The 23,969-nt window shown below is 67.3% G+C and carries 21 protein-coding genes and 1 pseudogene; 12 read left to right on the top strand and 10 right to left on the bottom strand.

Annotated elements, in window-relative coordinates; translation table 11 throughout:
• Positions 1-11 precede the first annotated feature (11 nt).
• The 3 genes from AC5P5V_RS07680 to AC5P5V_RS07690 form a co-directional block, all read right to left on the bottom strand.
• On the bottom strand, positions 12-398 hold the full coding sequence (locus AC5P5V_RS07680; RefSeq protein WP_134969433.1) for a VOC family protein: 387 nt from the start codon (positions 396-398) through the stop codon (positions 12-14).
• A 192-nt stretch (positions 399-590) separates the two neighbouring features.
• Positions 591-1,298, bottom strand: a complete 708-nt coding sequence (locus tag AC5P5V_RS07685; RefSeq protein ID WP_134969434.1) for a helix-turn-helix transcriptional regulator — start codon at positions 1,296-1,298, stop codon at positions 591-593.
• Positions 1,298-1,933, bottom strand: a complete 636-nt coding sequence (locus tag AC5P5V_RS07690; protein ID WP_181357931.1) for a Rossmann-fold NAD(P)-binding domain-containing protein — start codon at positions 1,931-1,933, stop codon at positions 1,298-1,300. Before AC5P5V_RS07690 ends, AC5P5V_RS07685 begins: the two co-directional genes overlap by 1 nt.
• A gap of 105 nt (positions 1,934-2,038) precedes the next feature.
• Between AC5P5V_RS07690 and AC5P5V_RS07695 the strand changes: the two genes are divergently transcribed.
• Entirely contained in the window at positions 2,039-3,577 is a 1,539-nt protein-coding gene (locus AC5P5V_RS07695) for a GGDEF domain-containing protein (protein WP_072168894.1), read from the top strand.
• Positions 3,578-3,672: 95 nt separating this feature from the next.
• On the opposite strand, the gene AC5P5V_RS07700 is transcribed toward AC5P5V_RS07695, so the two are convergent.
• On the bottom strand, positions 3,673-4,599 hold the full coding sequence (locus AC5P5V_RS07700) for a DUF808 domain-containing protein (protein WP_061480242.1): 927 nt from the start codon (positions 4,597-4,599) through the stop codon (positions 3,673-3,675).
• A gap of 207 nt (positions 4,600-4,806) precedes the next feature.
• On the opposite strand from AC5P5V_RS07700, the pseudogene AC5P5V_RS07705 reads away from it, so the two are divergent.
• A pseudogene (locus tag AC5P5V_RS07705) lies at positions 4,807-6,453 on the top strand (ABC1 kinase family protein); the annotation flags it as partial.
• Between the two features lie 244 nt (positions 6,454-6,697).
• A complete protein-coding gene (locus AC5P5V_RS07710) occupies positions 6,698-8,803 on the top strand; it encodes a phosphoglycerol transferase I (RefSeq protein WP_495215859.1) in 2,106 nt (701 codons plus the stop codon).
• Positions 8,804-9,309: 506 nt separating this feature from the next.
• Here AC5P5V_RS07710 and AC5P5V_RS07715 read toward each other — a convergent pair.
• Positions 9,310-11,730 (bottom strand): DUF3772 domain-containing protein, encoded by a 2,421-nt coding sequence (locus AC5P5V_RS07715; protein WP_134968419.1) that lies wholly within the window; start codon positions 11,728-11,730, stop codon positions 9,310-9,312.
• An 89-nt stretch (positions 11,731-11,819) separates the two neighbouring features.
• Complete coding sequence (locus tag AC5P5V_RS07720) at positions 11,820-12,068, bottom strand: hypothetical protein (RefSeq protein ID WP_061480245.1); 249 nt, start codon at positions 12,066-12,068, stop codon at positions 11,820-11,822.
• Between the two features lie 182 nt (positions 12,069-12,250).
• Here AC5P5V_RS07720 and AC5P5V_RS07725 point away from each other — a divergent pair, with 182 nt between their 5' ends.
• From AC5P5V_RS07725 to AC5P5V_RS07735, 3 genes are all read left to right on the top strand, one after another.
• A complete protein-coding gene (locus AC5P5V_RS07725; RefSeq protein ID WP_005419954.1) occupies positions 12,251-12,745 on the top strand; it encodes a lipocalin family protein in 495 nt (164 codons plus the stop codon).
• A 12-nt stretch (positions 12,746-12,757) separates the two neighbouring features.
• On the top strand, positions 12,758-13,966 hold the full coding sequence (locus AC5P5V_RS07730; protein ID WP_134968418.1) for an NAD(P)/FAD-dependent oxidoreductase: 1,209 nt from the start codon (positions 12,758-12,760) through the stop codon (positions 13,964-13,966).
• A gap of 126 nt (positions 13,967-14,092) precedes the next feature.
• A complete protein-coding gene (locus AC5P5V_RS07735) occupies positions 14,093-14,575 on the top strand; it encodes a hypothetical protein (RefSeq protein ID WP_134968417.1) in 483 nt (160 codons plus the stop codon).
• Positions 14,576-14,658: 83 nt separating this feature from the next.
• Here AC5P5V_RS07735 and AC5P5V_RS07740 read toward each other — a convergent pair whose 3' ends face one another.
• Positions 14,659-15,093, bottom strand: a complete 435-nt coding sequence (locus tag AC5P5V_RS07740) for a PepSY domain-containing protein (protein ID WP_072167930.1) — start codon at positions 15,091-15,093, stop codon at positions 14,659-14,661.
• Between the two features lie 151 nt (positions 15,094-15,244).
• On the opposite strand from AC5P5V_RS07740, the gene AC5P5V_RS07745 reads away from it, so the two are divergent.
• The 3 genes from AC5P5V_RS07745 to AC5P5V_RS07755 are packed head-to-tail and all read left to right on the top strand — an operon-like array spanning position 15,245 to position 17,510.
• Positions 15,245-15,535 (top strand): PepSY domain-containing protein, encoded by a 291-nt coding sequence (locus tag AC5P5V_RS07745; RefSeq protein ID WP_065198236.1) that lies wholly within the window; start codon positions 15,245-15,247, stop codon positions 15,533-15,535.
• Entirely contained in the window at positions 15,535-16,194 is a 660-nt protein-coding gene (locus tag AC5P5V_RS07750) for a response regulator transcription factor (protein ID WP_005419968.1), read from the top strand. Before AC5P5V_RS07745 ends, AC5P5V_RS07750 begins: the two co-directional genes overlap by 1 nt.
• Positions 16,191-17,510, top strand: coding sequence for a sensor histidine kinase (locus AC5P5V_RS07755; protein ID WP_231352360.1), 1,320 nt, complete (start codon positions 16,191-16,193; stop codon positions 17,508-17,510). The genes AC5P5V_RS07750 and AC5P5V_RS07755 overlap by 4 nt, the downstream gene beginning before the upstream one ends.
• A gap of 177 nt (positions 17,511-17,687) precedes the next feature.
• Here the strand turns inward: AC5P5V_RS07755 and AC5P5V_RS07760 are convergent, their stop codons facing one another.
• Together AC5P5V_RS07760 and speA are read right to left on the bottom strand one after the other, a co-directional pair.
• A complete protein-coding gene (locus tag AC5P5V_RS07760) occupies positions 17,688-18,008 on the bottom strand; it encodes a DUF6122 family protein (RefSeq protein WP_049439080.1) in 321 nt (106 codons plus the stop codon).
• A gap of 44 nt (positions 18,009-18,052) precedes the next feature.
• Positions 18,053-19,942 (bottom strand): arginine decarboxylase, encoded by a 1,890-nt coding sequence (gene speA, locus AC5P5V_RS07765; RefSeq protein ID WP_061480252.1) that lies wholly within the window; start codon positions 19,940-19,942, stop codon positions 18,053-18,055.
• Positions 19,943-20,133: 191 nt separating this feature from the next.
• Between speA and speE the strand changes: the two genes are divergently transcribed.
• Positions 20,134-20,988: a polyamine aminopropyltransferase gene (speE, locus tag AC5P5V_RS07770; RefSeq protein ID WP_072167936.1), complete on the top strand. Its 855-nt coding sequence runs from the start codon at positions 20,134-20,136 to the stop codon at positions 20,986-20,988.
• Between the two features lie 122 nt (positions 20,989-21,110).
• Here the strand turns inward: speE and AC5P5V_RS07775 are convergent, their stop codons facing one another.
• Entirely contained in the window at positions 21,111-22,016 is a 906-nt protein-coding gene (locus tag AC5P5V_RS07775; RefSeq protein WP_032954620.1) for an aspartyl/asparaginyl beta-hydroxylase domain-containing protein, read from the bottom strand.
• A 436-nt stretch (positions 22,017-22,452) separates the two neighbouring features.
• Between AC5P5V_RS07775 and AC5P5V_RS07780 the strand changes: the two genes are divergently transcribed.
• Both AC5P5V_RS07780 and AC5P5V_RS07785 read left to right on the top strand, forming a co-directional pair.
• On the top strand, positions 22,453-23,112 hold the full coding sequence (locus tag AC5P5V_RS07780) for an RIO1 family regulatory kinase/ATPase domain-containing protein (protein ID WP_005419978.1): 660 nt from the start codon (positions 22,453-22,455) through the stop codon (positions 23,110-23,112).
• Between the two features lie 117 nt (positions 23,113-23,229).
• On the top strand, positions 23,230-23,877 hold the full coding sequence (locus AC5P5V_RS07785; RefSeq protein WP_227844576.1) for a hypothetical protein: 648 nt from the start codon (positions 23,230-23,232) through the stop codon (positions 23,875-23,877).
• Positions 23,878-23,969 lie beyond the last annotated feature (92 nt).

The raw sequence follows: 23,969 nt of genomic DNA on the forward strand, positions 1-23,969 counted from the left end.
CCCTCCCTGAATCAACTCCGCGCCACCAACCCCTCGGCGCGGCTGTACACACGCAGGCGGTGGCCATCAGGATCTGCCCCGACAAAGGTATGGCCGAACTCCAGCGTCACCGGCGCCTGCAGGATCTGCACGCCGAGCGCGCGCCACGCATCGTGCATCTGCTGCACGGCGTCGGGGTTGGCGACCACCATCGCCAGTTCAGCGGCGCCGGCCTGCGCGGACACCGGAGGCTGCACGTCGTCGCGTTGCCACAGGCCGAGTGCGGCGCCATCGCCGAGCAGGAACAGGGCAAAGCCGGGCGACTGCTCGACCGGCGGCTTGCCGAGGATGCCACTGTAGAAAGAGGCGCTGGTGGCGACGTCGCGCACGTACTGCAGCAGAGTGCTGGGCGTGAACATGGGGAAGCTCCGTTGTTGGGAGCGCTCATGGTGGTACTGGCCTGCTGACAGATTCTGTCAGCATATTCGACTGTCGGTAGAGTCGACTGTTAGTCGACTGCTCTTCCCTCAACCTGCCTAAAACTCCGCGCTGCGCGCGATAGTCGACTAACAGTCGACTCTACACGCCCCGGGTCCCGGCTGTTGCTGTGGTTATGAGCGATCCAGCCAGTCCGGCGCGATGCCCTGCGCCTTCTGCCAGCGTCGCAGCAGGGTGGCGCGTGGCACGAGGTAGTGATCCTCCAGCACACGCGCCTGGCGGATGCGGTCCAGACGGAAATGGCGGAAATCCTCGCGGCGCTCGCACCACGCCGCCAGCATCGGCACCTCATCGAAGTAGCCCAGCGCGAACGGCCAGACGATGCGCTCGCTGCGCTGGCCGTGCGCGTCCTCGTAGCCGAACTTCAGGCGCTGCTGTGAACCGACAGCCTCTCGCACGGCCTGCAGACGAGCTGGGGGAACCTTGGCCGCCGCACGCGAAGGGCCCACCCGCAGGCCACTGTCACGCAAGGCCTCGCGCCGCGCTGCGGGCAACACATGCGCGATACGCGCCAGGGCATCGCGTGCGGCTTCGGCCAACGCGGGTTCGGTACGGGCCGCAACCCAGCGCAGGCCCAGCACCAGCGCATCGATCTCGGCCGGCGGCAGGGTCATCGGCGGCAGGGTATCGCTCGGCGCCAGCTGGTAGCCGACGCCGGCCTCACCACGCAGGTCGGCGCCTTGCTCGCGCAGGGTCTCGATATCGCGGTACAGCGTGCGCAGGCTGATGCCCAGCGCTTCGGCCAGCACCTGCCCGGCCACCGGCCGCCGATGGCGGCGCAGCAGCTGTTGAAGCTGGGTCAGACGCAGCGCACGCGACATCAGCCGGCCAGCGCGCTCGATGCCACCACGTGTTCACCCGGTTGCGGGGCGAGTGCGGCCTCGACCAGTGCCTTGGCAATTTCGCTGGCCGGATTGATCCGCCACGCCCGTGGCAGTACTGGCCCCAGTGCGCCGAGTACCGTCAATGCGAAACGCTCGCCGCGACGCACCTCGTTGCGCTCACCCCCGATCAGCCCTGGGCGGACCAGGGTCAACGAGTTGAAGCCCTGCGCACGCAGGTCACGCTCCAGCTCGCCCTTCACCCGGCTGTAGAAGATCGACGACTGCGGGTTGGCACCGGCTGCGGAATTCAGCACATAGGTCTGCGCCCCCCGTGCCTGCGCCAGGCGGGCGAACGCCAGCGGGTAGTCATGATCGATGCGGTGGAAAGCCTCGCGGCTGCCGGCCTGGGCAATGGTGCTGCCCAGCGCGCAGATGACCGCGTCAACGCGCGCCCATTCGGGCGAAGTGGGCAACGCGTCGAAGGCCAGCACCGGGTTCTCCAGCTTCCCGTGGGTTACGCCCAACGGGCGGCGGGTGGGCGCCACCACGGCGCTGCAGCGCGGGTCGTCCAGCAGCCTGGGAAGGGTCAGCCCGCCGACCAGGCCGGTCGCCCCCAGCAACATCACGCGCATCACCACCTCCACTGCGGCATCCTGTCGCCCATCGTAGCCGTTCAAGCCATCGGCAGCCGCGCCGATATGCTGGAACCAGTCCCTGCCAGCCCCAGGATTCGCTCCATGACGGACCAGCCCGACCACCGCCCTGCCCCCGGTACCGCCCTTGGGCCGCCGGCACGCGTGCGCGCGGTGGTGGACGATGGCCGGGGTGACCGCGTGGTGCTGCAGGGCGGCGGTGGCGTGGCGCTGCAGCAGCTGTTCGCGGGCGCCGATGCGCCGGAACCGCTGCTGGCGGCGTTCGCCAACGGCATGGCCACCCTGCCCGGCGAACTGGGCGACATGGGCGACCGCCTGCAGTCCGCACAGGCCAGCGCCGATTGGCCACGTTACGGCCGCGCGATGCGGCAGCTGATCGACAAGTACATCCGCACCATCGAGCAGCATTCGCCGGACGGGCAGCCGGAAAGCCTGCGCCTGTCCGAGCAGCTGCGGCTGCTGCTGGGCGGTGCGGTGGTGGCCCTGCTGCAGCATGACCCGGACCTGCGCGAGCAGGCGCAGGCGCTGGCCCTGCGCCTGCGCCAATGGCAGCCGGGCACAGCCCTGGAACCCATCGAACAGGGCGTGCGCGAACTTGGCCACCAGGTCGGCGTGCGTGCCGAAAGCTGGCAGGAGCAGCAGGCGCTGCTGCTGGAGCTGTTCGCGCTGCTGCTGGAGAACGTCAGCGAGCTGCTGGATGACCGCAGCTGGCTGCAGGGCCAGATCGCGGCGGTTCGCCAGTTGCTGGACGGTCCGTTGGAAGCCGAGGCAGTCGAGCGCACCCGCGCCGAGTTGCGCGAAGTGATCTACAAGCAGGGCCTGCTGCGCCAGGGCATCGATGATTCGAAGGCGGCGATGCGCGGGTTGATGGGCGAGTTCATCGAGCGCATGGACGGCATGGCCACCAGCACCGGCGAATACCACGACCGCATCGGCAGCTACGCGTTGCAGCTGCGCGAGGCGCGCAGCATCGCCGACCTCAACCAGCTGCTGCAGGAGGTGATGCGCGATACCGGCAAAGTGCAGCAGCAGGCCGCACAGGCCCGCGATCACCTGGCCAATGCGCGGCAGGAAGTGGAGCGCGCAGAGCAGCGCATTGCCGAGCTGGAGCAGGAACTGCGCGCCGCCGGTGACCTGGCACGCATCGATCCGCTGACCCAGGCGCTGAACCGCCGTGGCCTGGACGAACTGCTGGAGCGCGAGCTGGCCCGAGCCGCGCGCAACAACTCACCGCTGGGCGTAGCGGTGATCGACCTGGATGATTTCCACCAGACCAATGACGCGCATGGGCATGCCGGTGGCGATGCGTTGCTGCAGCACCTGGTGGCCGTGTGCAAGCTGCTGCTGCGCGCCACCGACGGCATCGCACGGCTGGGCGGCGACGAGTTCGTGCTGGTGCTGCCGGAAACCCAGGGCGCCGACAGCATGGCCACCGTGCAGCGCCTGCAGCGCTCGCTGGCCCATCGCGTGCTGACCGTGCAGGAGCAGCGCGTGCCGGTGCATTTCAGCGCCGGGCTGGCGCAGTGGCAACCCGGTGACGATACCGAAACCCTGCTGCGGCGCGCCGATGACGCGCTGTATGCGGCCAAGCGGCAGGGCAAGAACCGGGTGCAGGCGGGCTGATGATCCAGCGTGCAGACGCTGTAGCGCCCGAGCCCATGCTCGGGCGGCGGCGCGCAGCGCCGTAGAGCAGCCGAGCGTGGGCTCGGCTCTACAGATCACTTCCCGCGCAGCTTCTGGAACCCGGTCACCGCTGCCAGCACGATGGCGCCGGCGATGATGCCGACCACCATGTTGCCCACCGCGCTCACCAGCCAGCCCCACTGCCCTTCGCCGCCCAGCGCCTGCACCGCGTGGTGCAGGGCCGGCACGTTGTGCACCAGGATGCCGCCACCGACCAGGAACATGGCGATGGTGCCGGCCACCGACAGGAACTTCATCAGCCACGGCGCCGACGCCACCAGCCCGCGACCGAAGGCGGCAATGGCACCGCCCTTGCGCGACAGGTACAGCCCAACGTCATCGAGCTTGACGATGCCCGCCACCAGCCCATAGACGAACACGGTCATCGCCAGTGCGACCACGCTCAGCGTGAGGATCTGGTTGGTGAACGACGCAGTGGCGACCACGCCCAGGGTGAGCACGATGATCTCGGCCGAAAGGATGAAGTCGGTGCGGATCGCGCCCTTCACCTTGTCCTTCTCCCACGCGACCATGTCCACCTGCGCGTCAGCCAGCGCCTTGCGGCGTTCGGCCTGGCGCTCGGCATCGTCGTCGGAGGAATGCAGGAAGCGGTGCGCCAGCTTCTCCACGCCTTCGAAGCACAGGAAGGCACCGCCGATCATCATCAGCGGCACGATCAGCGGCACGTTCCAGCCGCGGCTGTGCAGCCAGGCTTCCAGCGCACTGATCGCCAGCGCCGCCGGCACCAGGATGACCTTGTTGACCAGCGAGCCCTTGGCCACCGCCCAGACCACCGGCAGTTCGCGGTTGGCGTTGACCCCGGTCACCTGCTGCGCGTTCAGCGCCAGATCGTCGCCCAGCACACCGGCGGTCTTCTTCGCGGCGACTTTGGTCAGCACTGAGACATCGTCTAGCAGGGAGGCGATATCGTCGAGCAGGGCAAACAGGCTGGCACCGGCCATGGGGCGTCCAAGAATGGGAATGAGCGGATTCTGACCGATCCGCCGGCCTCTGCGATAGCTGCGGGGTTCACCGCATGCCCACCTTCCCCCGGCGACACTGCCGAATCCGGACATTGCCGGCCAGCGGCCGGCACTACCGTCCTTGCCGCATGGGAGTTCCGCTTGAGCAATCCGCCCACCGCCAATGGCAATCCTCCGCTGGTCAAAGGCATGAACCGGCGCAGCCAGATCCTGCGCCTGCTGCTGCGCTACCGCCATTCGGGCGTGTTCTCCGGCATGAACCTGGACGCCGCCAGCAACCAGGCCGACGTGCCCGCCGATGGCAACCCGGAACAGTTCGTCAGTGACCTGGAGGCCCTGGGGCCGACCTTCGTCAAGCTGGGCCAGATGCTGTCCACCCGCCCGGACATGGTGCCGGTGGAGTTCGCCACCGCCCTGGAGCGCATGCAGGAGAAGGTGGCGCCGATCCCGGTAGAGCGCATCCACGCCATCATCGAGCAGGAGCTGGGGGTGGGGGTGAACAAGCTGTTTGCCTCGTTCGATCCCGAGCCGTTGGGTTGTGCGTCGATCGCGCAGGTACATCGTGCGGTGCTGCACGATGGCCGCCAGGTGGCAGTGAAAGTGCAGAAGCCCGAAGTGGCCGCGCAGCTGCGCTCGGACCTGGAAGCGCTGCGCAGCTTTGCGCTGGCCGCCGATCATCTGACCCAGGTGGGCCGCCGCGTGCGCCTGCGCGACTGGCTCAACGAGTTCGCCAAGACCCTGATGCAGGAGCTGGACTACCACGCCGAGGCCGAGAACCTGGCCCGCTTCGGACGGCATCTGCGGCCCTTCCGCCGCCTGTGGGTACCGCAGCCGATCTGGGACTACAGCAGCCAGCGCGTGCTGACCATGGAGCTCGCCACCGGCGTGCGCGTGGATGCGATCTCTGGCGTGCGCCGCACCGAGCAGGACATGGATCCGCTGGCAGCGGCGCTGATCCGCGGCTACCTGGACCAGATCTTCGTGCACGGCGAGATCCATGCCGACCCGCACCCGGGCAACCTGCGGGTGATGCCCGATGGCCGGCTGGCGATCTTCGACCTGGGCATGGTCGCGCACATGCCGCCGCGCCTGCGCGAGCGGCTGCTGAAGATCCTGTTCGCCGCCGTCGATGGCCGCGGCGAAGAAGTGGCCGACGATCTGATCAGCATCAGCACGCGGCTGGAGGCCTTCGACGAAGAGCGCTACCTGCGCGAGACCGGCCAGCTGATCGCGCGCTACGCCGCCAGTGGCAGCTTCTCCGAAGGCCGCGTGGTGCTGGACATGGTGCGCATCGCCACTGCCTGCGGGCTGCGCACGCCGCCGGAACTGAGCCTGCTGGGCAAGGCCCTGCTCAACCTGGAAACCGTGTGCCGGCTGCTGGCGCCGGAGCTGGACACGCGCCGCATCGTCGAGCGCCAGCTGCAGCACGTGATGCGCGCGCGCCTGAAGAAATCCCTGTCGGCGGCCAACATCGCCAGCGAGGCGATGGAGCTGCAGCAGCTGCTGCGCGACGGGCCGCGCAAGCTGTCGGACATCATGGCGCTGCTGGCCGAGAACCGCCTGCAGATGAAGGTGACCGGGCTGGAAGAATCGCGGTTGATGGAGAACCTGCAGAAGATCGCCAACCGCGTGGCGGCCGGCATCATCAGCGCCGCGTTGATCATGGCTGCGGCAATGATGATGAAGATCGACACCGGCTGGCACCTGTTCGGCTATCCCCTTATCGCACTGATACTGCTGTTGATCGGCGTGGTGCTGGGGCTGGGCATCGTTACCAGTGCATTGCTGTTCGATCGTCGCGCGCGGGCACGCGAAGAGCGCGGGCACCGCTAGCGCGTCGACGAAAACACCCGTATTCATGCAGTTTTTAATGCAATCCAACGAAGCCTTTCACGCTCGTTTTACCTTCGCAGCGTGATTGCGCGCGCGTGCTTTCAACAAACATTTCAGTCAGCTTCGTGCATGCACTATCGGGTCATCGGCCTGTCATGTGGATGTGCTTTCAGCAGCGCCGGTCGGATGGACACGCGTCGGTACGACGTCCATCACCACCACCCCGTCACTGCCGAAGCTGCCTATGCTCTGGATACTGCTGTTGTCGTTGTTGCTGCTGTGCTGGCTGTTCCTCGCGTCCGACAAGTGGGTGTGGTGGAAGGCCGGTGCATTCTCGCTGCTACTGCTGATGCTCAGCGCGTGGTGGCTGATCGACAAGCTGTCCGGGGATGGGCTCAACGCCGCCACGCTTTATCACCTCGGCGCCGACATGGAAGGCGCTGGTGTCTCCGACTTCAAGGGCTACATCGCCGGCTTCATCGTGCTGGCGCTGGTCTCGCTGCTGCCGCTGTTTGCCACGCGGGTGAAGCGCTGGCGCCGGCCCGGCCACGGTGGTGCGCTGTTCGCCGGTTTCGCGACCGTGTGGGTGGCCACGATCCTGATCAGCCCGCTGGCCCGTGACGGCCAACGCCTTTATCAGCAGCTGCGCCCGGTCGATTTCGCCCGCATCGCCCCCGAGTACCAGGTGCCGACGCAGCCGTTGCAGCGCCCGCGCAACATCGTATGGATCTACGGCGAGAGCCTGGAACGCACCTATCTGGACGAGGCCGTGTTTCCCGGCCTGATGCCCAACCTCAACCGCCTGGCGTCCGAGTCGCTGGACGTGCGTGGCCTGGCCTCGGCCGAAGGCAGCGGCTGGACCATCGCCGGCCTGGTGTCGTCAATGTGTGGCGTGCCGCTGACCACCTCGCAGGGCGACGAGAACAGCATGGACCGCATGGGCAGTTTCCTGCCCAAGGCGGTGTGCCTGGGCGACTACCTGAAGCAGCAGGGCTACACCAACCATTACCTGGGCGGCGCCAACGGCCAGTTCGCCGGCAAGGGCCAGTTCCTGGCCAGCCATGGCTTTGACGAAGTGCATGACCTGGCCTGGTTCAAGCAGCAGAAGAAGATCGGGCGCATCCACTACTCGGCCTGGGGCGTGCACGACGACGTGCTGCTGGACACCGCCTACCAGCGCTTCGAGCAGCTCTCGCGCGCCGGTTCACCGTTCATGCTGACCACGCTGACCATGGACACCCACCACCCGGCGGGCCACCTGCCGGTGTCATGCAAGGGCGAGCGCTACCGGAGCGGGTACGGCAACATCGGCCTGCTCAATGCACTCAAGTGCACCGACCGCCTGATCTCACAGCTGGTCGAGCGAATCCAGGCCAGCCCGTATGGGAAGGACACGCTGATCGTGATCGCCTCCGACCACCTGGCGATGCCCAACGATCTCAGCCACGTGCTGGCCAAGCAGAAGCGCGAGAACCTGCTGCTGTTCCTTGGCGACGGCATTGCCCCGCAGCAGCTCAGTGCCGACGCTGGCACCACCCTGGATTCCGGGGCGACCCTGCTCAGCCTGCTGGACCCGAACCTGAAGACGATGGGCTTTGGCCGCTCGCTGATTGACCCGCAGCGCGCGCCCAGTGCCAGCGTGGCCGCGCGCCGCGATGACGGCCGCGACTACCCGCCGTACCTGGCCTTCGCCCGTTCGCTGTGGCTGGGCCAGCCGACCCGCGAACTGAAGATCGATGGCGATGATCAGGTGGTCGTTGGCCTGCAGCACGTGCAACCGCCGGTGCTGCTGGAGTACGACAAGGACTGGGGCCTGAAGTCCGTGTATCTGGAAAACACCTCGCGCCAGTTCGATGATGCCAACCCGGACAACACCCTGGCCTACGTCGACCGTTGCACCGCGTTCGAGGACGGCTCGACCGACGGCGACTGGTGCGCCCTGCTCGTCAACCGCGACAATGGCATCAAGCTGTACCGCGACAACGACCTGCGCGGTGGCATCGCGGTGGATGCACCGCTGGATACGCTCCAGGGCCCGCGCCCGAGCGTGCGCCAGGCACACATGATCACCCAGAAGGGACGCCGTACGCGTGCCGGCCAGTACATGCTGCAACTGGTGGCGAGCACGCGCCCGGACCGCGGCTTCTGGATCGAAGCGGTGTCCTCGCAGCGCAAGGTGGTGCTGGCCCAGCAGTGGGTGCAGCCCGATGCCAACGGCAAGATCAACGTGTCGTTCGGGCTGGATCACGAAGTGGACGATCTGGAGATCCGCGCGTGGTTGAACCACGCCGAGAAGCTGGCGGTGGATACGTTCGCCCTGGTGCCCTCGCGCAGCCGACCGCGGGGGTAGGGCTATTTGCAGGGCTGCGCCCTGCACCCGCTCCAAACCGGAGCAACGGCAACAGCAACAGCGTGCATTCCGTGGTTTGGCGGTGTGGGTCCGGTTGCGGGGGACGCTGCAAGTACGTCCATGTAAGCTCGGTCGCCGCATCCATGCGGCTCACGCCCCCGCAACCGGACCCACACCGCCTTCGACAGTTTGCTGCGGTCTGTTGGACATGCCGATGGGATCAGATCCGCTTTCCGGAGAAAAACGGATCTGATCCCAGATTGATTTCGATATCTGACAGAAATGTCGACCAAGGTCGACACCTACCGACAGCCTCAGGAATCTGTCAGAGGTGGGGCGGTGTCGGAGTGCGGGGTGTCAGCCGCATGGATGCGGCTGCCAAGCCTCCATGGACGGATTTACGGCGTCCCCGCACTCCGGCACCGCCCCGCCATCCCACGGAATGCACGCTGTTGCTGTTGCTTCTGCTCGTAGCGGGTGCAGGGCGCAGCCCTGCAGAACACCCCCTACTCCTGCGGATCGCGGATGATGTGGATGTCGGTCGGGGTCGACAGCGGAATGTTCCGCTCGGCCAGGATCTGCAGCAGGCTGAAGTACAGGTCGCTGCGGGTGGCGTACACCTGCCGCGGGCTGGCCACGTAAGCGAAGCTGTTGATGGTGATCTGGCCACCGGCAATGCTGTCGATGTAGACCGTCGGTGCCGGCTGTTTCAGCACATTCGTGTGCGCGGTGTACGCATCCAGCAGCGCCTGCCGCAGATTGCCGACATCCGTGCTGGGCGGCACCGCGAACTGGATCTGGATGCGGCCCTGGTTGTTGCCCATCGTCATGTTGCGCACGGTCTTGGTGACCAGCTCGGAGTTGGGCACGATCAACGTCGACTTGTCGCCCACCTGGATCTCGGTCGAACGCAGGCTGATGCGGCGGATGTCGCCCTCCTGGTCACCCAGCTTCACCCAGTCACCGATCTTCACCGGCCGCTCGGCCAGCAGGATCAGGCCGGAGACGAAGTTCTGGGTGATCACCTGCAGGCCGAAACCGATACCCACCGACAGCGCGCTGACCAGCAGGGCCAGCTTGCTCAGCTGCAGCCCCATCGCGCTCAGCGCCCAGATCACCGCGATGATGATGCCCACATAGCGGGCAACGGTACTCACCGAATTACGCGCGCCCAGGTCCAGCTCGGTCTTGGGCAGGTAGGTGTCGGTCAGCCAGCGCTGTACCAGCTGGGTAACGGCCAGGCCAGCCAGCAGCACCAGCACCGCCAGCACGATGCGCACCGGCTCCAGCTTGGTTCCGCCAATGTCGAATCCAGAGGTGAACAGCGAGGAGAAGCGCTCCACCACCGCGCCGATGTTGCCGAACGGTGCCACCAGCGCCAGCAGCGCGATCAGTACGACGATGGTGCGCAACGCCGCCGACAGCAGCACGCCCGCCTGTTCCAGCCGGGATACGCTCAGGCCGGTGCTGAGCAGGATGGTCTGGCCGACCTTGCTGTCGGCGTTGAGCATCCAGGTGCTCAGGTCATCGACGAACTTGAACAGCAAGGTTGCGGCCAGCACTACGATGCTGCCGCCGATCAGCTGCTGGTTCACGAACTTGGCGAAATTCAGGTAGCCCAGCAACGTGGCGACGATGGCCGCCACCACCGCGATGTTGCCCGCTACCCGGGCCAGTACCAGCCAGCTGCTGCGGCGCACGGGCGTGGTTGCCCCCACGCCATCGGCCTGTGCTTCCAGCTTGGCCTCGGCCTCGGCGGTCTGCCGCCGATGCAGGCGCGCCAGGGTCACCAGCATGGCCATGATCAGGCCGAGGTAGGTCAGGGCAATCAGGCCGTCCAACGCCACCGTGGTGACATCGCTGGTGCGCGTAGCCTGGTCGAGGGCCACCAGCACCGTGCTCAGCCAGGCCAGTGCCGCAGCGCCCCAGGCGTATTTGCGAAGCTTCAGCGCGGCGGTGTCGTCCAGGTTCAACAGCCGCCATGATGGGCGCTTGGGCACCAGCAGGCAGGCGCTGAGCGCGGCAATGAAGGCCGCACGGAAGGTGGCGGTCTCCAGGCCGTCGGCCACGACCTGCAGGCGCGGCGCGATGGCATCGATCGCATCCAGCGCCGCCATCAGCACCACTACCGCATAACCGGGCAGCAGCGTGCCCACCAGCAGCAGCCACATCGCCAGGCCAGACCGGCGCAGTCGTCCATCAGGCGCGCGCTCGGACGCGGCGAACTGCCGCCCCAGCCTGCGCAGCCACAACCGCAGCGGGAACATCATCACCAGCGCGGCCAGCAGGCCCAGCAACGGCGTGCCCCAGCCATGGGCGCGGATGCCGGCGACCAGCGCGTCACGCCCCTGCTCGGCCAACGGCGCAACGCGCGCGATATCGATCGGCAGGCGCTCGGCCACCTTGCTCCACAACGCGGGCGACAGCGGCGAGGCGACCTTCTGGCCCAGTTCTTCCGTACGTTGTGCGGTGCGCTGCTGCTCGATGTCCGCCGCCAGCTGCTGTGCACGCACGGCACTGGCCTTGGCCTGTGCCACCGACGCGGCCACGCCGTCGCGCTGCCTGGTTATGGCCCGTCGCTGCGCCGCCAGCTCTGGCGGCTCTGTGGTGCCCTCGGCAGGCGTCCCCAGCTGCGCCAGTTGCTCGTTGATGCGATCCAGCTGGGGCTGCAGTGCCTTTTCCAGTGCCTCGGCGTCACGCCGTGCCTGCGAGGCATTCTCGGACAGCATCGCCAGCGTCTCGGTGGCTTCCGCATCGCCACGCTTGCGCTCGACATCCTTCAACCGCGAATCGATGTCCGCCAGCTGCTGCTTGGGCGTGGGGTCCTCCTCCTGTGCCAGCACCGGCGCGGACAGCAGGAAGGCAGTGCACAGCAGCAGGACCCACCAGGGCCCCCGTGCACGGATCGATCGCAGGAAAGAAGACACGCAGCCACACCGGTTCGCGCGGACCACCGCGCCTGCGCGCGACTATACGGCACAGGCGGTAAACGGCGGATGGGGGACGTGCAGCAGTATCAGTACTTCAGGCGCAGCTCTTCCACAGTCGGCTGCTGCAGCGCGTACCAGTCCTGGAACTCTTCCTCGGTGATCTCATCGGGCGCATACACCGCCACCGGGTGCCACTCGTGGTCGGTCGACAGTGGCTGGCGCGGGCCGGCTCGCAGGCTGTAGGCCACGCCCTCGTAGTCGACCAGGTCGTCGACCTGCGGCCACTGTTCGCGTGCGAACGCGGATTCACTCTTCAACAGGATCACCTGGTACATCGGCACCTCCACCTTGGTTGGATCAGGAAAACACGGCGCTGGCGGCAGGATACCGCCATGCCGGTGACAACAGGCACGTCGCAGCGGCGACGGATCGTTCTGGACACGGCCGTCGCCCCGGCTTCACCCGCCCATGGCGAGCCCATGGGCATCGTGGAGGCCCGTCCCTGCCACGATGACCGATGACCGAGCACCCGCCGCTGAAGACCGTCGCCGACCTCAAGCTGCCGCGCTACCTGGGCACCTGGTACGAGATCGCGCGCCTGCCGATGCGCCACGAGCCGGAAGGCTGCACCGATGTGTCGGCGCACTACACCCTGCTCGACAACGGCAACGTCGGCGTCACCAACCGCTGCCGCATGGACGGCGAGATCGAAGAGGCCACCGGCGAGGCCTGCGCCGTCGACAACGACAGCGCGCGCCTGGAGGTCAGTTTCCTGCCCAAGGGCCTGCGCTGGCTGCCGTTCGCCAAGGGCGACTACTGGGTGATCCAGGTCGCCCCGGACTACAGCGTCTCGCTGGTCGGCAGCCCGGACCGCAAGTACCTGTGGCTGCTGGCGCGCGAGCCACGCCTGGACGCGACCGTGCAGGACCATTATCTGGCCGCGGCCCGCCTGCAGGGCTTCGATCTGTCCGAACTGATCCAGACCCCGCATACCGGCCACCCCACCGCCTGAGCACGACCACGCATGGACCTGAAAAGTGGCTACCCCTGGTGGGCAGTGCGCAACGGGCTGCTGCAGGCCTTTCCCCCGCTGGAGCAGGATCTGCGCTGCGACGTGCTGGTGGTCGGTGGCGGCATCACCGGTGCGCTGATCGCCGACGAACTGTCCACCCACGGCCACGAGGTGGCGGTGATCGAGCAGCGCGACATCGGCTGGGGCAGCACGGCGGCCAGCACCGCGCTGCTGCAGTACGAGATCGATACCCATCTGCTGGAACTGGCCGAGCGCTATGGCAACGATGCCGCCGCCCTGGCCTACCTTGCCTGTGCCGACGCGATCCCGGCACTGGCTGAAGTGGCACGCGGGCTGAAGGAGGTGGACTTCCGCCAGATGGACAGCCTGTACCTGGCCAGCCGGCGGCGCGACGTGCCGCGCCTGATGGCCGAAGGAGCTGCACGCCGCGATATTGGACTGGACGCGCGTTGGCTGGACCGCGAAGCCCTGCGCGAACGCTTCGACGTGGATGCCGGCGGCGCCCTGCTGACCCGCCAGGCAGCGCGGGTCGATCCCTACTGCCTCACCTACGGCCTGCTCAAACGCGTGCGCCGCCGCGGCGGCCATGTGCACGACCGCACCGTGCTGCACACGCTGAAGCCTGGCGCGCAGGGGGTGACCGCGATGACCGAGGCCGGCGCCACGGTCCGTGCCCGCCACGTGGTCCTGGCGATGGGCTACGCCAACCAGCGCTGGCTTGAACAGCGGGTCGCGCGCAACCGCAGCAGCTACGCCTTCATCACCGACCCGATCGATGCGGACACGCTGGGCCGGCTGCAGCGCACGATGGTGTGGGAGAGCGCACGCCCGTACCTGTACCTGCGCGCCACCGGCGACCGCCGCCTGCTGGTGGGTGGGCTGGACGACGCCATCGATATCCCGGCGCGGCGCGACCGGCGCGTGCAGCGCAAGGCCGAAAAGCTGATGGATCAGCTCCTGCACTGGTTCCCGCGGCTGGACCCGGTGCCCGCCTTTTCCTGGGCCGGCACCTTCGCCGAAACCGCCGACGGCCTGCCCTTCTTCGGCCCGCACCCGCAGTGGGGCCCGCGGGTGCATTTCGCCATGGCCTACGGTGGCAACGGCATCACCTATTCAATGATCGGCGCCCAGCTGCTGCGGGCCCGGATCGAGCGGCGCAAGCATGCACTGGAAGGGCTGTTCGGGTTCGAACGGTTGTAGCGTGCAGCCAGGCATGGCCTGGCTCTACCGCAAGCGGGCGCCGACAGGCATCATTCAAGCAACCCCTGCTAGCGTCGGCCTGTACCGCCGCGTGTTGCGCGGCCACCTGTCCGCTGGAGCGCCGTCATGATCCGCCCCCTGACCCTGCTGCTGTGCCTGGCCCTGCCGGGAACCGTGCTGGCCCAGTCCGCCGCTGGCGCTACCGCGCCGCAGGCTGCCGGCCTGGACCTGACGCTGCCGCAGGCGCCGCTGCGCTACCTCAACGACCCGGCCCTGCAGCAGGACCCGCCCGGCACCTATTACGGTGACAAGAGCGGCCCGCGCGTGCACGACGACGCCAGGATCGCCGACGTCACCGACGACAAGGTCAAGGTGTCGGGCAGCTTCACCACTGGCATCGGCTATTCCAAGAACGGCGGCAACAGCCACTACAACGCGGCCACGCTGAACCTGAGCAAGAACTACACCACCGATGAGGGCAAGACCCACGGGGTCAACGTCAACATCCACGTGAGCGAAGGCAAGGGACCGGGCTTCTTCGGTCCGTATGGCGGCTATTACGGCCGCGGCCCGGGCTATTGGGACTACCCGCCGCCGTACGGCTGGTAGGGCAGCCTCTGTAGAGCCGAGCCCATGCTCGGCTACGGTTTGCCGCAAAGCCGAGCATGGGCTCGGCTCTACAGAGGCCAACGTCAATCCAGCCAGCCATCGCGCTCGCTGTGCAGGATGCGGCCGTCGTAACCGCTCAGGCGCACCTCCACCTTCTGGTTGCGGGCATTGCGGGCTTCCAGCGACCAGGTCGCCCCATCGCGTTCCAGCGAATGGATCTCGCGCAGGCCATGCGACTGCGCCCGTGCCAGCACCTGCTCGGTGGTCAGCAGCGCGCGGCCGCTGTGCTCATCGAAGATCTCGCCGGTCTTCGGGTCCACGTAGACTTCGCTGAAGCGGCCATCGGCGCGGCTCACGTCGGCTTCCCACAGGCCGTCATCGCGTTCGATCTCGTGGATCTGGGTGTAGCCGGCCTTGCGCAGGGTCTGTTCGACCTGGGCCATGCCCAGCGGTGCGGCCTGTGCGGCCGGTGCAATGGCCAGCAGGGCAACGGTGGCGAGGGTGAGCGACTTCAACATGGGGGTTCTCCTGTTCGTATTCGTGGCCGGACCATCCCGGCAACGCCACGATGCATGCCACGGCTAACAACGCCTTAGCCGTGGCTGTTAGCCGGCTGTTAGTCATCCCCGGCACACTCGCGCCTGCCCCCCTCCTTCTTTCTGCACCCGCATGCTCTCCACCCTGCCCCTGCTGCTGGCCCTGGCCAACGCCCCGATCGCCGCCGCGCCCGTCCAGGACCCGGCGCAGCAGGTCGCGCGCCGCGCCGTGCAGCAGGGCCGCTACGTGCCGCTGGAAAGCGTGGTCCGCGACGCACTCAAGCGCTACCCGGGCCAGCTGCTGGAAGTGGAGCTGGACGACGGCGTCTACGAAGTGGAGATCCTGCGCGGCGACGGCGTGGTGGTGGAGCTGGACTATGATGCGCGCAGCGGAAAGCTGCTGAAGACGGAGCTCGACGACTGATGCGCATCCTGTTGGCCGAAGACGATGCCGCACTGGCACAGCGCCTGGTGCCCCTGCTGGAGCAGGCCGGCTATGTGGTGGCGGTGGTCGCCGATGGCCGCCAGGCCGAGGAGATCGGCCAGATCGAGGACCTGCAGGCGGCCATCGTTGACCTCGGCCTGCCCGGGCTGGATGGCCTGAGCGTGATCGAGCGCTGGCGCGGCAATGGCCGCAGCTTTCCGGTGCTGGTGCTCACTGCGCGCGGGCGCTGGCACGACAAGCTGGCCGGCTTCGACGCCGGCGCCGACGACTACCTGACAAAACCTTTCCAGGCCGACGAACTGGTGCTGCGGCTGCGCGCACTGATCCGTCGCAGCCATGGCCACGCCAGCCCGCGCCTGCACTGCGGTCCGCTGCAGCTGGACGTCAACGCCGGCCGCTTCGAGCTGGATGGCCAGGCGCTGCCCCTCAGCCCGCAGGAGTTCCGCCTGCTCAGCTACTTCATCCATCACAGCGGACAGGTGATCGGCCGCGACCGGCTGGGCGAGCAGGTGTTCGACGGTGGCCACGACCCGGACTCCAATGCACTGGACGTGCTGCTCGGACGCGTGCGACGCAAGCTCGGCATCGACCTGATCCAGACCGTGCGCGGCCAGGGCTGGCGGCTGGCCGCGCCGTGAGCCGGCAACCATCGCTGCGACGGCGCCTGCTGCAGGCCGGCGGCGTCGGCCTGCTGCTGGTCTCGCTGCTGGCCAGCGCGCTGCTGGGCGAGCTGTTCAAGCGCAGCGCGCGCGACCGCCTCGACCACGAACTGCAGCAGGACATGCTGACCCTGCTGGCGCAGGCCGAAGTGGATGCGGACGGACAGCTGCGCCTGCGCCAGGAACCCAATGACGCACGCTTCCAGCGCGTGTTTTCCGGTGCCTACTGGCAGATCGCCGGTGCCGATGGCCGCGTGTTGCTGCAGTCGCGCTCGCTGTGGGACGAAACCCTGCCGGCGCCGGTTGCCGGGCCGGCCACCCGCAACCTGCCCGGGCCGCTGCAGCAATCCCTGCGCGCACGCGTGCAGCAGGTGCGCCTCCCGCGCGCCAGCGAACCGTTCGTGGCCGTGGTCGCCACCGATCGCAGCGCGCTGGATGCGGATGTCGCTGCATTCCGCAAGCGCACCGCCATCGCGCTGGGCGTGCTGGTCGCCGCCTGGCTGGCGGTGCTGGCCAGCCAGGTGCACTTCGGCCTGCGCCCGCTGCATCGCCTCGGTGCGCAGCTGGAACAGGTACGGCGCGGCGACGCGCAACGCATCGACACGCAGGGACTGGGGGCAGAGGTTGCGCCGCTTGGCGAAGAACTCAACGCGCTGCTGGACCACCAGCAACGCATGGTCGCGCGCGCGCGCACCAGTGCACAGGATCTGGCGCATGCGCTGAAGACACCACTGAGCGTATTGGCCACCGAGGCCGACGGCGACGGTACGCACTGGCGCGCCACCGTGCGCGAACAGAGCGCACGCATGCAGGCCAGTGTCGACCGTTACCTGGCTGCAGGACTGGCCGCCGACCATCGCCAGCGCACCGGCGTGGCGGCCGTCGCTCAGGCGATGTGCCGGCTGATGGCACGCGTGCATGGCGAACGTGGCATCACGTTCACGGCGGCCGGTATCGATCCGGCGCTGCAGTTCGCCGGTGCCAGTGCGGACTTGGAAGAGATGCTGGGCAACCTGCTGGACAATGCCGGGCGCTGGGCACAGCGGCAGGTCCAGGTCAGCGCGGAAGCCGACGACGGCCAGTTGCGCATTGAGGTCCGCGACGACGGCCCCGGCCTGGCCGCGGACGCCCTGCAACGGGTCACCCAGCGTGGCGTGCGGCTGGATGAGCGCGTGGGCAGCAGTGGATTGGGGCTGGCGATCGTCGGAGATATCGCCGCCAGTTATGGCGGACGCGTGGCGCTGGAGAATGTACAGCCGGGCCTGCGCGCGACGTTGTGGCTGCCGGTGGGGTGAAACGACCAACCTGACGGTGGGTAGTGCCGGCCGCTGGCCGGCAACCACGTGGTCACCGGGAACGCCCTGCGGAAGCCGGCCTGCGGAAGCCGGCCAGCGGCCGGCTCTACCAAGCGCCAATCCGACCGGCCAGCGTGCACCCGATAGCTGTCGACCTTGGTCGACACGCATCAAGCATCAACGGTGATGCATCCACCAGCAATCAATTGCGTCCAGCGCGATGTGGATGATCAGACCGATGCCGAACAACCGCGTTTTCTTCGGAACGCACAGGCCTGCATACACGGCAATTGCCGGTGCGGTGTGCAGCGGATGGAAACCGATGCTGCAGCGGTTCGGTGCATAGATCGGATCGGCCAGCAGGTGGTCCAGGTCGATGATCCAGCCCAGCAGCATCAACAACCACGCCGAGGCGAAGCGCTTGCGCCAGAACAGCCATGCCAGCAACGCTGGCACGGCGGCATGCAGGAACAGGTGGAAGATCGCGCGCGCGCTCATCGGGGCCGGTAGCGCCGGGCCTATGCCCGGCATTCCCGTTTACCTCAGACCAACGGCTCGTCGGAGAGGTAGGTATAACCGGTCAGGCCGGCTTCCAGCGCGTCCGACAGTTCCTGCGCGCGTTCCGGCGACAGCTGCGCTGCAGCCACGCGCTGCGCATAGGTCGCCCGCAGTTCGTCCAGGCGGTAACCCACGTAATCCAGCATCACGTCAGTGGTATCGCCGCGGCGCTGCTGGGTGATGGCATAGCCATCGGCATCGGCCAGCACTTCCACCGCGTCGGTATCGCCGAACAGGTTATGGATGTCGCCCAGGATTTCCTGATAGGCGCCGACCATGAAGAAGCCGATGCGGTAGCTCTCGCCCGGCTTCATCTTGTGCAGCGGCAGCGAGCTGTCCAGGCTCTCGTTCTCGACATAGGTTTCCACCATGCCGTCCGAGTCGCAGGTCATGTCGGCGATGATGCCGCGGCGGTCCGGGGTTTCGTCCAGGCGCTCGATCGGCACGATCGGGAACACCTGGTCGATCGCCCACACGTCCGGGATCGATTCGAACACGCTGAAGTTGACGAAGTACTTGTCGACCAGGCGCTCGTTCAGTTCGTCCAGCACCGGGCGGTGGCTCTTCTCGTCATAGCTCAGGCGCGCACGCACGCCGTGGGCGATGGCGTAGAACAGATCGTCGATGCGCGCGCGCTGCGGCAGGTCGATCTGGCCCAGCGCGTAGCTGGCCAGGCCTTCGGCATGGAAATGCTGCGCTTCCTGGAACAGTTCCACCGCCGGGCGCACGTCCAGCTCGTCGTGGATTTCGCGCAGGTGTCGGATCGCCGCCGGTTCGTCGTCGTGCTGGTCCGGCACGCGGCCTTCCTGCGCTTCTTCCACTTCCGAGACGTTGGCGATCAGTACCGCGTGGTGCGCGGTCATCGCGCGGCCGCACTCGGTGACGATGCGCGGCGGGGTCAGGCCGAACTCTTCGCAGGCATTGGCCAGCGGCTGCACGATGTTGCTGGCGTAGGAATGCAGGCCGTAGTTGATCGAGCAGAAGCTGCGCGAACGGGTGCCTTCATAGTCCACGCCCAGGCCACCGCCGACATCGACGTGGGTGATCTTCGCGCCCAGGCGCGACAGCTCCACGAAGTAGCGGGTGGCTTCGCGCATGCCGTTGGCGATGTCGCGCACGTTGGAGATCTGCGAGCCCATGTGGAAGTGCAGCAGGTTCAGGCAGTCGGCGTACTCGGTGTCACGCAGCGACTTCCACAGGTCCAGCAGCTGGCGCGGCGACAGGCCGAACTTGGCCTTGTCGCCACCGCTGTTCTGCCACTTGCCGGCGCCCAGCGAGGCCAGGCGCATGCGCACGCCCAGGCCCGGCTTCACGTCCAGCGCCTTGGACTCTTCCAGCACCAGCTTCAGCTCGGACGGCTTCTCGATGACGATGAAGGTCTGCAGGCCCAGCTTGCGGCCGATCAGGGCCAGGCGGATGTACTCGCGGTCCTTGTAGCCGTTGCAGACGATCAGCCCGCCCGGGCGCGACAGCGCCAGCACGGCCATCAGCTCGGGCTTGCTGCCCGCTTCCAGGCCGAAGCCCTCGCCGTGGTGGCTGGCCAGGGTGCCGGCCACGCCGCGGGTCTGGTTGACCTTGATCGGGTACACGGCCGTGTAGCCGCCGCTGTACTCCCAGTCCTGCTGGGCCTGGGCGAAGGCCGCCTGCAGCTTGCCCAGGCGCTGGCCGAGGATGTCCGGGAAGCGCACCAGCAGCGGCAGCTTGGCGCCCGCCGCGCGCGCCGCATCGACCACCTTGGGCAGCGACACCACCGGGCCGTCCGCCCCGGTCGGTCTCACCACCATGTGCCCGGCCTGATCCACGTCGAAGTAACCGTCCGCCCAATGCGGGATCGAGTAGGTCTTGCGGGCTTGGTCGAGGGACCAATCGGTCATTTCAGTCGGCCTTGTTGGCAATAAAAGGGGGGGCATGATAACGCCTATGTGCCCACAGGTTCGTTATCATGCGCGCCCGCGCCCGTGACAGGTTCCAACCTGAACGGGCCGATCCGTCCGGATGTGGCATCTGTGCCACGCGGCCCCGCCCGCCAGCCCGGCTCCACCCCTCCGAACAGGACTGTTTTCCCATGACTGACAGCAACAACTGGTACATCGAACACTTCGAGCGCACCGGCTCGGCCATCGGCTACCGCATCACCGGCAAGCTGGACGAGGTGCAGTCGCCGTTCCAGAAGATCGAGATCTTCCAGACCACCGACTGGGGCAACCTGATGACCATCGACGGGGCCATCATGCTGACCAGCAAGGACAACTTCTTCTACCACGAGATGATCAGCCACCCGGTGCTGTTCACCCACGCCGCGCCCAAGCGCGTGGTGATCATCGGTGGCGGCGACTGCGGCACCCTGCGCGAAGTGCTCAAGCACACCGGCGTGGAGAGCGTGACCCAGTGCGATATCGACGAGCAGGTCACCGTGATGGCGCGCAAGCACTTCCCGGAACTGTGCGACTCCAACGATGACGCCCGCGCCGAGCTGCTGTTCGATGACGGCGTGGCCTACATGGCCAATTGCCCGGCCGGCAGCGTGGACGTGGTGATCGTCGATTCGACCGACCCGGTCGGCCCGGGCGAAGGCCTGTTCAACAAGGCCTTCTACGAGAGCTGCTTCAAGGCCCTGAAGGACGACGGCATCCTGGTGCAGCAGTCCGAGTCGCCGCTGATGCAGCTGGCGCTGATCAACGAGATGCGCACCGAGATGGGCAAGGCCGGCTTCGGTTCGTTCAAGACCCTGCCGTTCCCGCAGCCGTGCTACCCCACCGGCTGGTGGAGCGTGACCATGGCGCGCAAGGGCGACAGCAGCTTCGACTTCCGCCAGGCCGACTCGGCCGCCAAGACCTTCAACACCCTGTACTACACCGCCGCGCTGCACACCGGCGTACTGGTGACCCCGCCGTTCGTGCAGGCGGCATTGAAGGGTTGATCCAAACAGAAACCCGCGCTGGCGACAGCGCAGGTTTTTGCTGTCTGTAGAGCCGAGCCATGCTCGGCTGCTGTTCGGACAGGTTGCGATAAATCAAGCCGAGCATAGGCTCGGCTCTACAGTCACAGCGCCCAGATACCGGCGATGACCGCCACCACCAGGCCCCACTTGATCAGCTGGTAGGCCACCACGCTGCGCTCGCGCAGCGCCTTGGCCTTCAGGCGCACCTTGTAGACGCTGCCGAATGCCTTGTTGACGCCACCGGTCGGGTCACCCGGCAGGTTCGGCGAGGCGCCACCGGCCAGCAGCGTGGCCGCCACCGCGCGGTTGAACAGCCCCGGCAGGCCGAAGCGCAGCGGGCGGGCGATGTCGCAGAACAGGATCACGCGATCCTGCTGGGTCTCGTTGTGTGCATGGTGGATGTAGGTCTCGTCGAACATCATCCACTCGCCGTCGCGCCAGCTCTTCTTGATGCCGTCCACTTCGATGTAGCAGGCATCGTCGTTGGGTGTGCTCAGGCCCAGATGCAGGCGCAGCGAGCCGGCGAACGGGTCGCGGTGCGGGCGCAGCTCACTACCCGGCGGCAGCTGCGCGAACATCGCCGCACGCACATCCGGGATCGACTCGATCAGCGCCGTGGTCTTCGGGCACAGCGTCTTCGCCGACGGGTGCGACGGGCCGTACCACTTCAGGTAGAAGCGCTTCCAGCCTCGGCGGAAGAACGAATTGAAGCCGGCATCGTTGAACGTGCTGGAGGCGGCGATCTTCTGCGCGTCGCGCAGCGCCAGCGCCTCGTCGCGGATCATCTGCCAGTTCTGGCGCAGCGGCTCCAGCTGCGGGAACTCCTTGCCCGGGTCCAGGAACGGCGTGGTCGGCACCTTCGAGAACATGTACATGACCACGTTGATCGGGGCCATGAAACTGGAGTGGTCCAGCAGCTGGCGCGACCAGCGCGCGCGGACCTTGCCACGGAAGTGGATGTACAGCACGCAGGCTACGAACAGCGCTGCAATGACGATTTTGATGATCAAAGCACTTTCCTCCAGCCGGGGCCGGAACGGGAAACGGGGCGATGCACGGCCAGGCGGCCAGCACCGGTGGGGAACGCGGCAGGGGACGGGGACGTGCCGGAGGGGGGCGGCCGCCAATGTCGCGGGTTAACAGCTTATGGTCGGCAGGCCGTGCGCCGGGGTCAAGTTGCGCGTGCGCCGCGTTCAGCCGGTTGTGAACGAGGCACAGGGCGGAGCGCGCAAGCTGTTGATGCTGAAGGCCAACTGGAATAAGTGAGACATAATTGTCCGATTCTGCGTGACGAACTGTTCCAGCCACGACCCCGACATTTCTCCGACAAATCGTGGAATAGCGAACTGGCGAGTACTAAAATTAACGAAAACTTAGTAACTCCCTGTAACACCGGTTCGCTTGACGCATTGCGCCACCCACCGGGTCGTCCGAGACCCCGACATGCATCTTCCTGCCCTGCCCCCCTCCTCCTGCGGCGATGACGCCGCCTCCCCGCTGCTGCTCAAGCGCGGCGAACGTTTCCTGGCCCCCGACGTCTACCGCACCTGCCTGGACGGGCGCGAGGCGGTCATCAAGGACTACTCCCGCTACCGCGGCACTCCCGTTTCGCTGATCGCGCGACTGATGGTGCGCCGGGAAGCCCGCATGCTGCAGCGCCTGGGCGGCTGGAAGCATGCCCCCGCGCTGCTTGGCACCTTGGGTGGCCTGGCACTGGGCATGGAGTTCATTCCCGGCCAGACCCTGAGCACCGCGCAGGCCGTGGGCAATGAAGTGTTCGAGCAGCTGCAGCACGCGCTCAGCCGTTTGCATGCCGCCGGCATCACCCACAACGACCTGCATGGCACCAACGTGGTGGTCAGCGGCGGCGTGCCGGTGCTGCTGGACTTCACCTCCGCCTGGCGCGCCCCGCGCTGGCTGCGCCGCAATCCACTGAGCCGGCAGATGCGCCGCAGCGACATGAAGAACCTGCTGAAGATCCGCCAGCGCGTGACCGGCCAGGCCCCGAGTGCCGCGCAGGCCGCACTGGTGGCCGATCCGGGCTGGGTGGCCGCGGTGCGGCAGGGCTGGAAGCGGTTCTACAAGTGGGCGAAGCGCCGGTAAGCGCTGTTCGCCCTGCATTGCTTGCGCGACTGCGGTTTGCCCCTGCATTTGCCCCGGGCCACACGCCCGATATGCTCTGCGATACTCGTCGGCACGCCACTCGCAAGGACGCTGGGGATGCCGACACCTGAACACACTCGCCTGCTGACTGCAGCCGCAAGATCCATACTGCGCCCCTTGGGCTGCGTGCAGAAAGGCCGTTCGCGCACCTGGCTTGACGACCAGGGCTGGTGGGTCGGGGTGGTCGAGTTCCAGCCTTCGGCATGGGACAGGGGCAGCTATCTCAATGTCGGCGCCTGCTGGCTCTGGGAAGAAAAGGACTACCTGTCCTTCGACGTGGGCGGCCGCGTTGCCGGATTCCAACCCTTCACCGAGACCGCCGAGTTTGCCTCGGCCGCACAGACACTGGCCGAGCAGGCCGCGGCCGAGGTAATGGCCCTGCGTGACCGCTTTCCCACCCCGGGGCATGTGCGTACATTGATGAGTCATCACCCCAAACCGGGCATCCGCGAACACATCCATGCCGGCATCACTGCCGGGCTGGCGGGCGCTTACGACGAGGGTCGCAGGCACTTGGCACTGGCCGCTACGGAGACCCACCCAGCGCCATGGGTCGATGTGCTGAAGCAACGCTGTGCCGAACTCACGCCGCTGCTGCAACCTGATGGCGGCTTCGAGGCAGAGATCGGCGCCATCGTGACGCGCACCCGCCGCGCGCTCGGTCTGCCGGAGTGGCGGTCGTCACCCCTCATTCCGCCCGGTTGATCACACCGGGAGGGCACTTCGTCGCACACGGGTATTCGCGCCTCCCGATCCCGGCTAGGGTCATCGCCTTCCACGCACAGGACTGCACCGAA

It is taken from the genome of Stenotrophomonas sp. YJH_SMC_130, assembly GCF_059369035.1.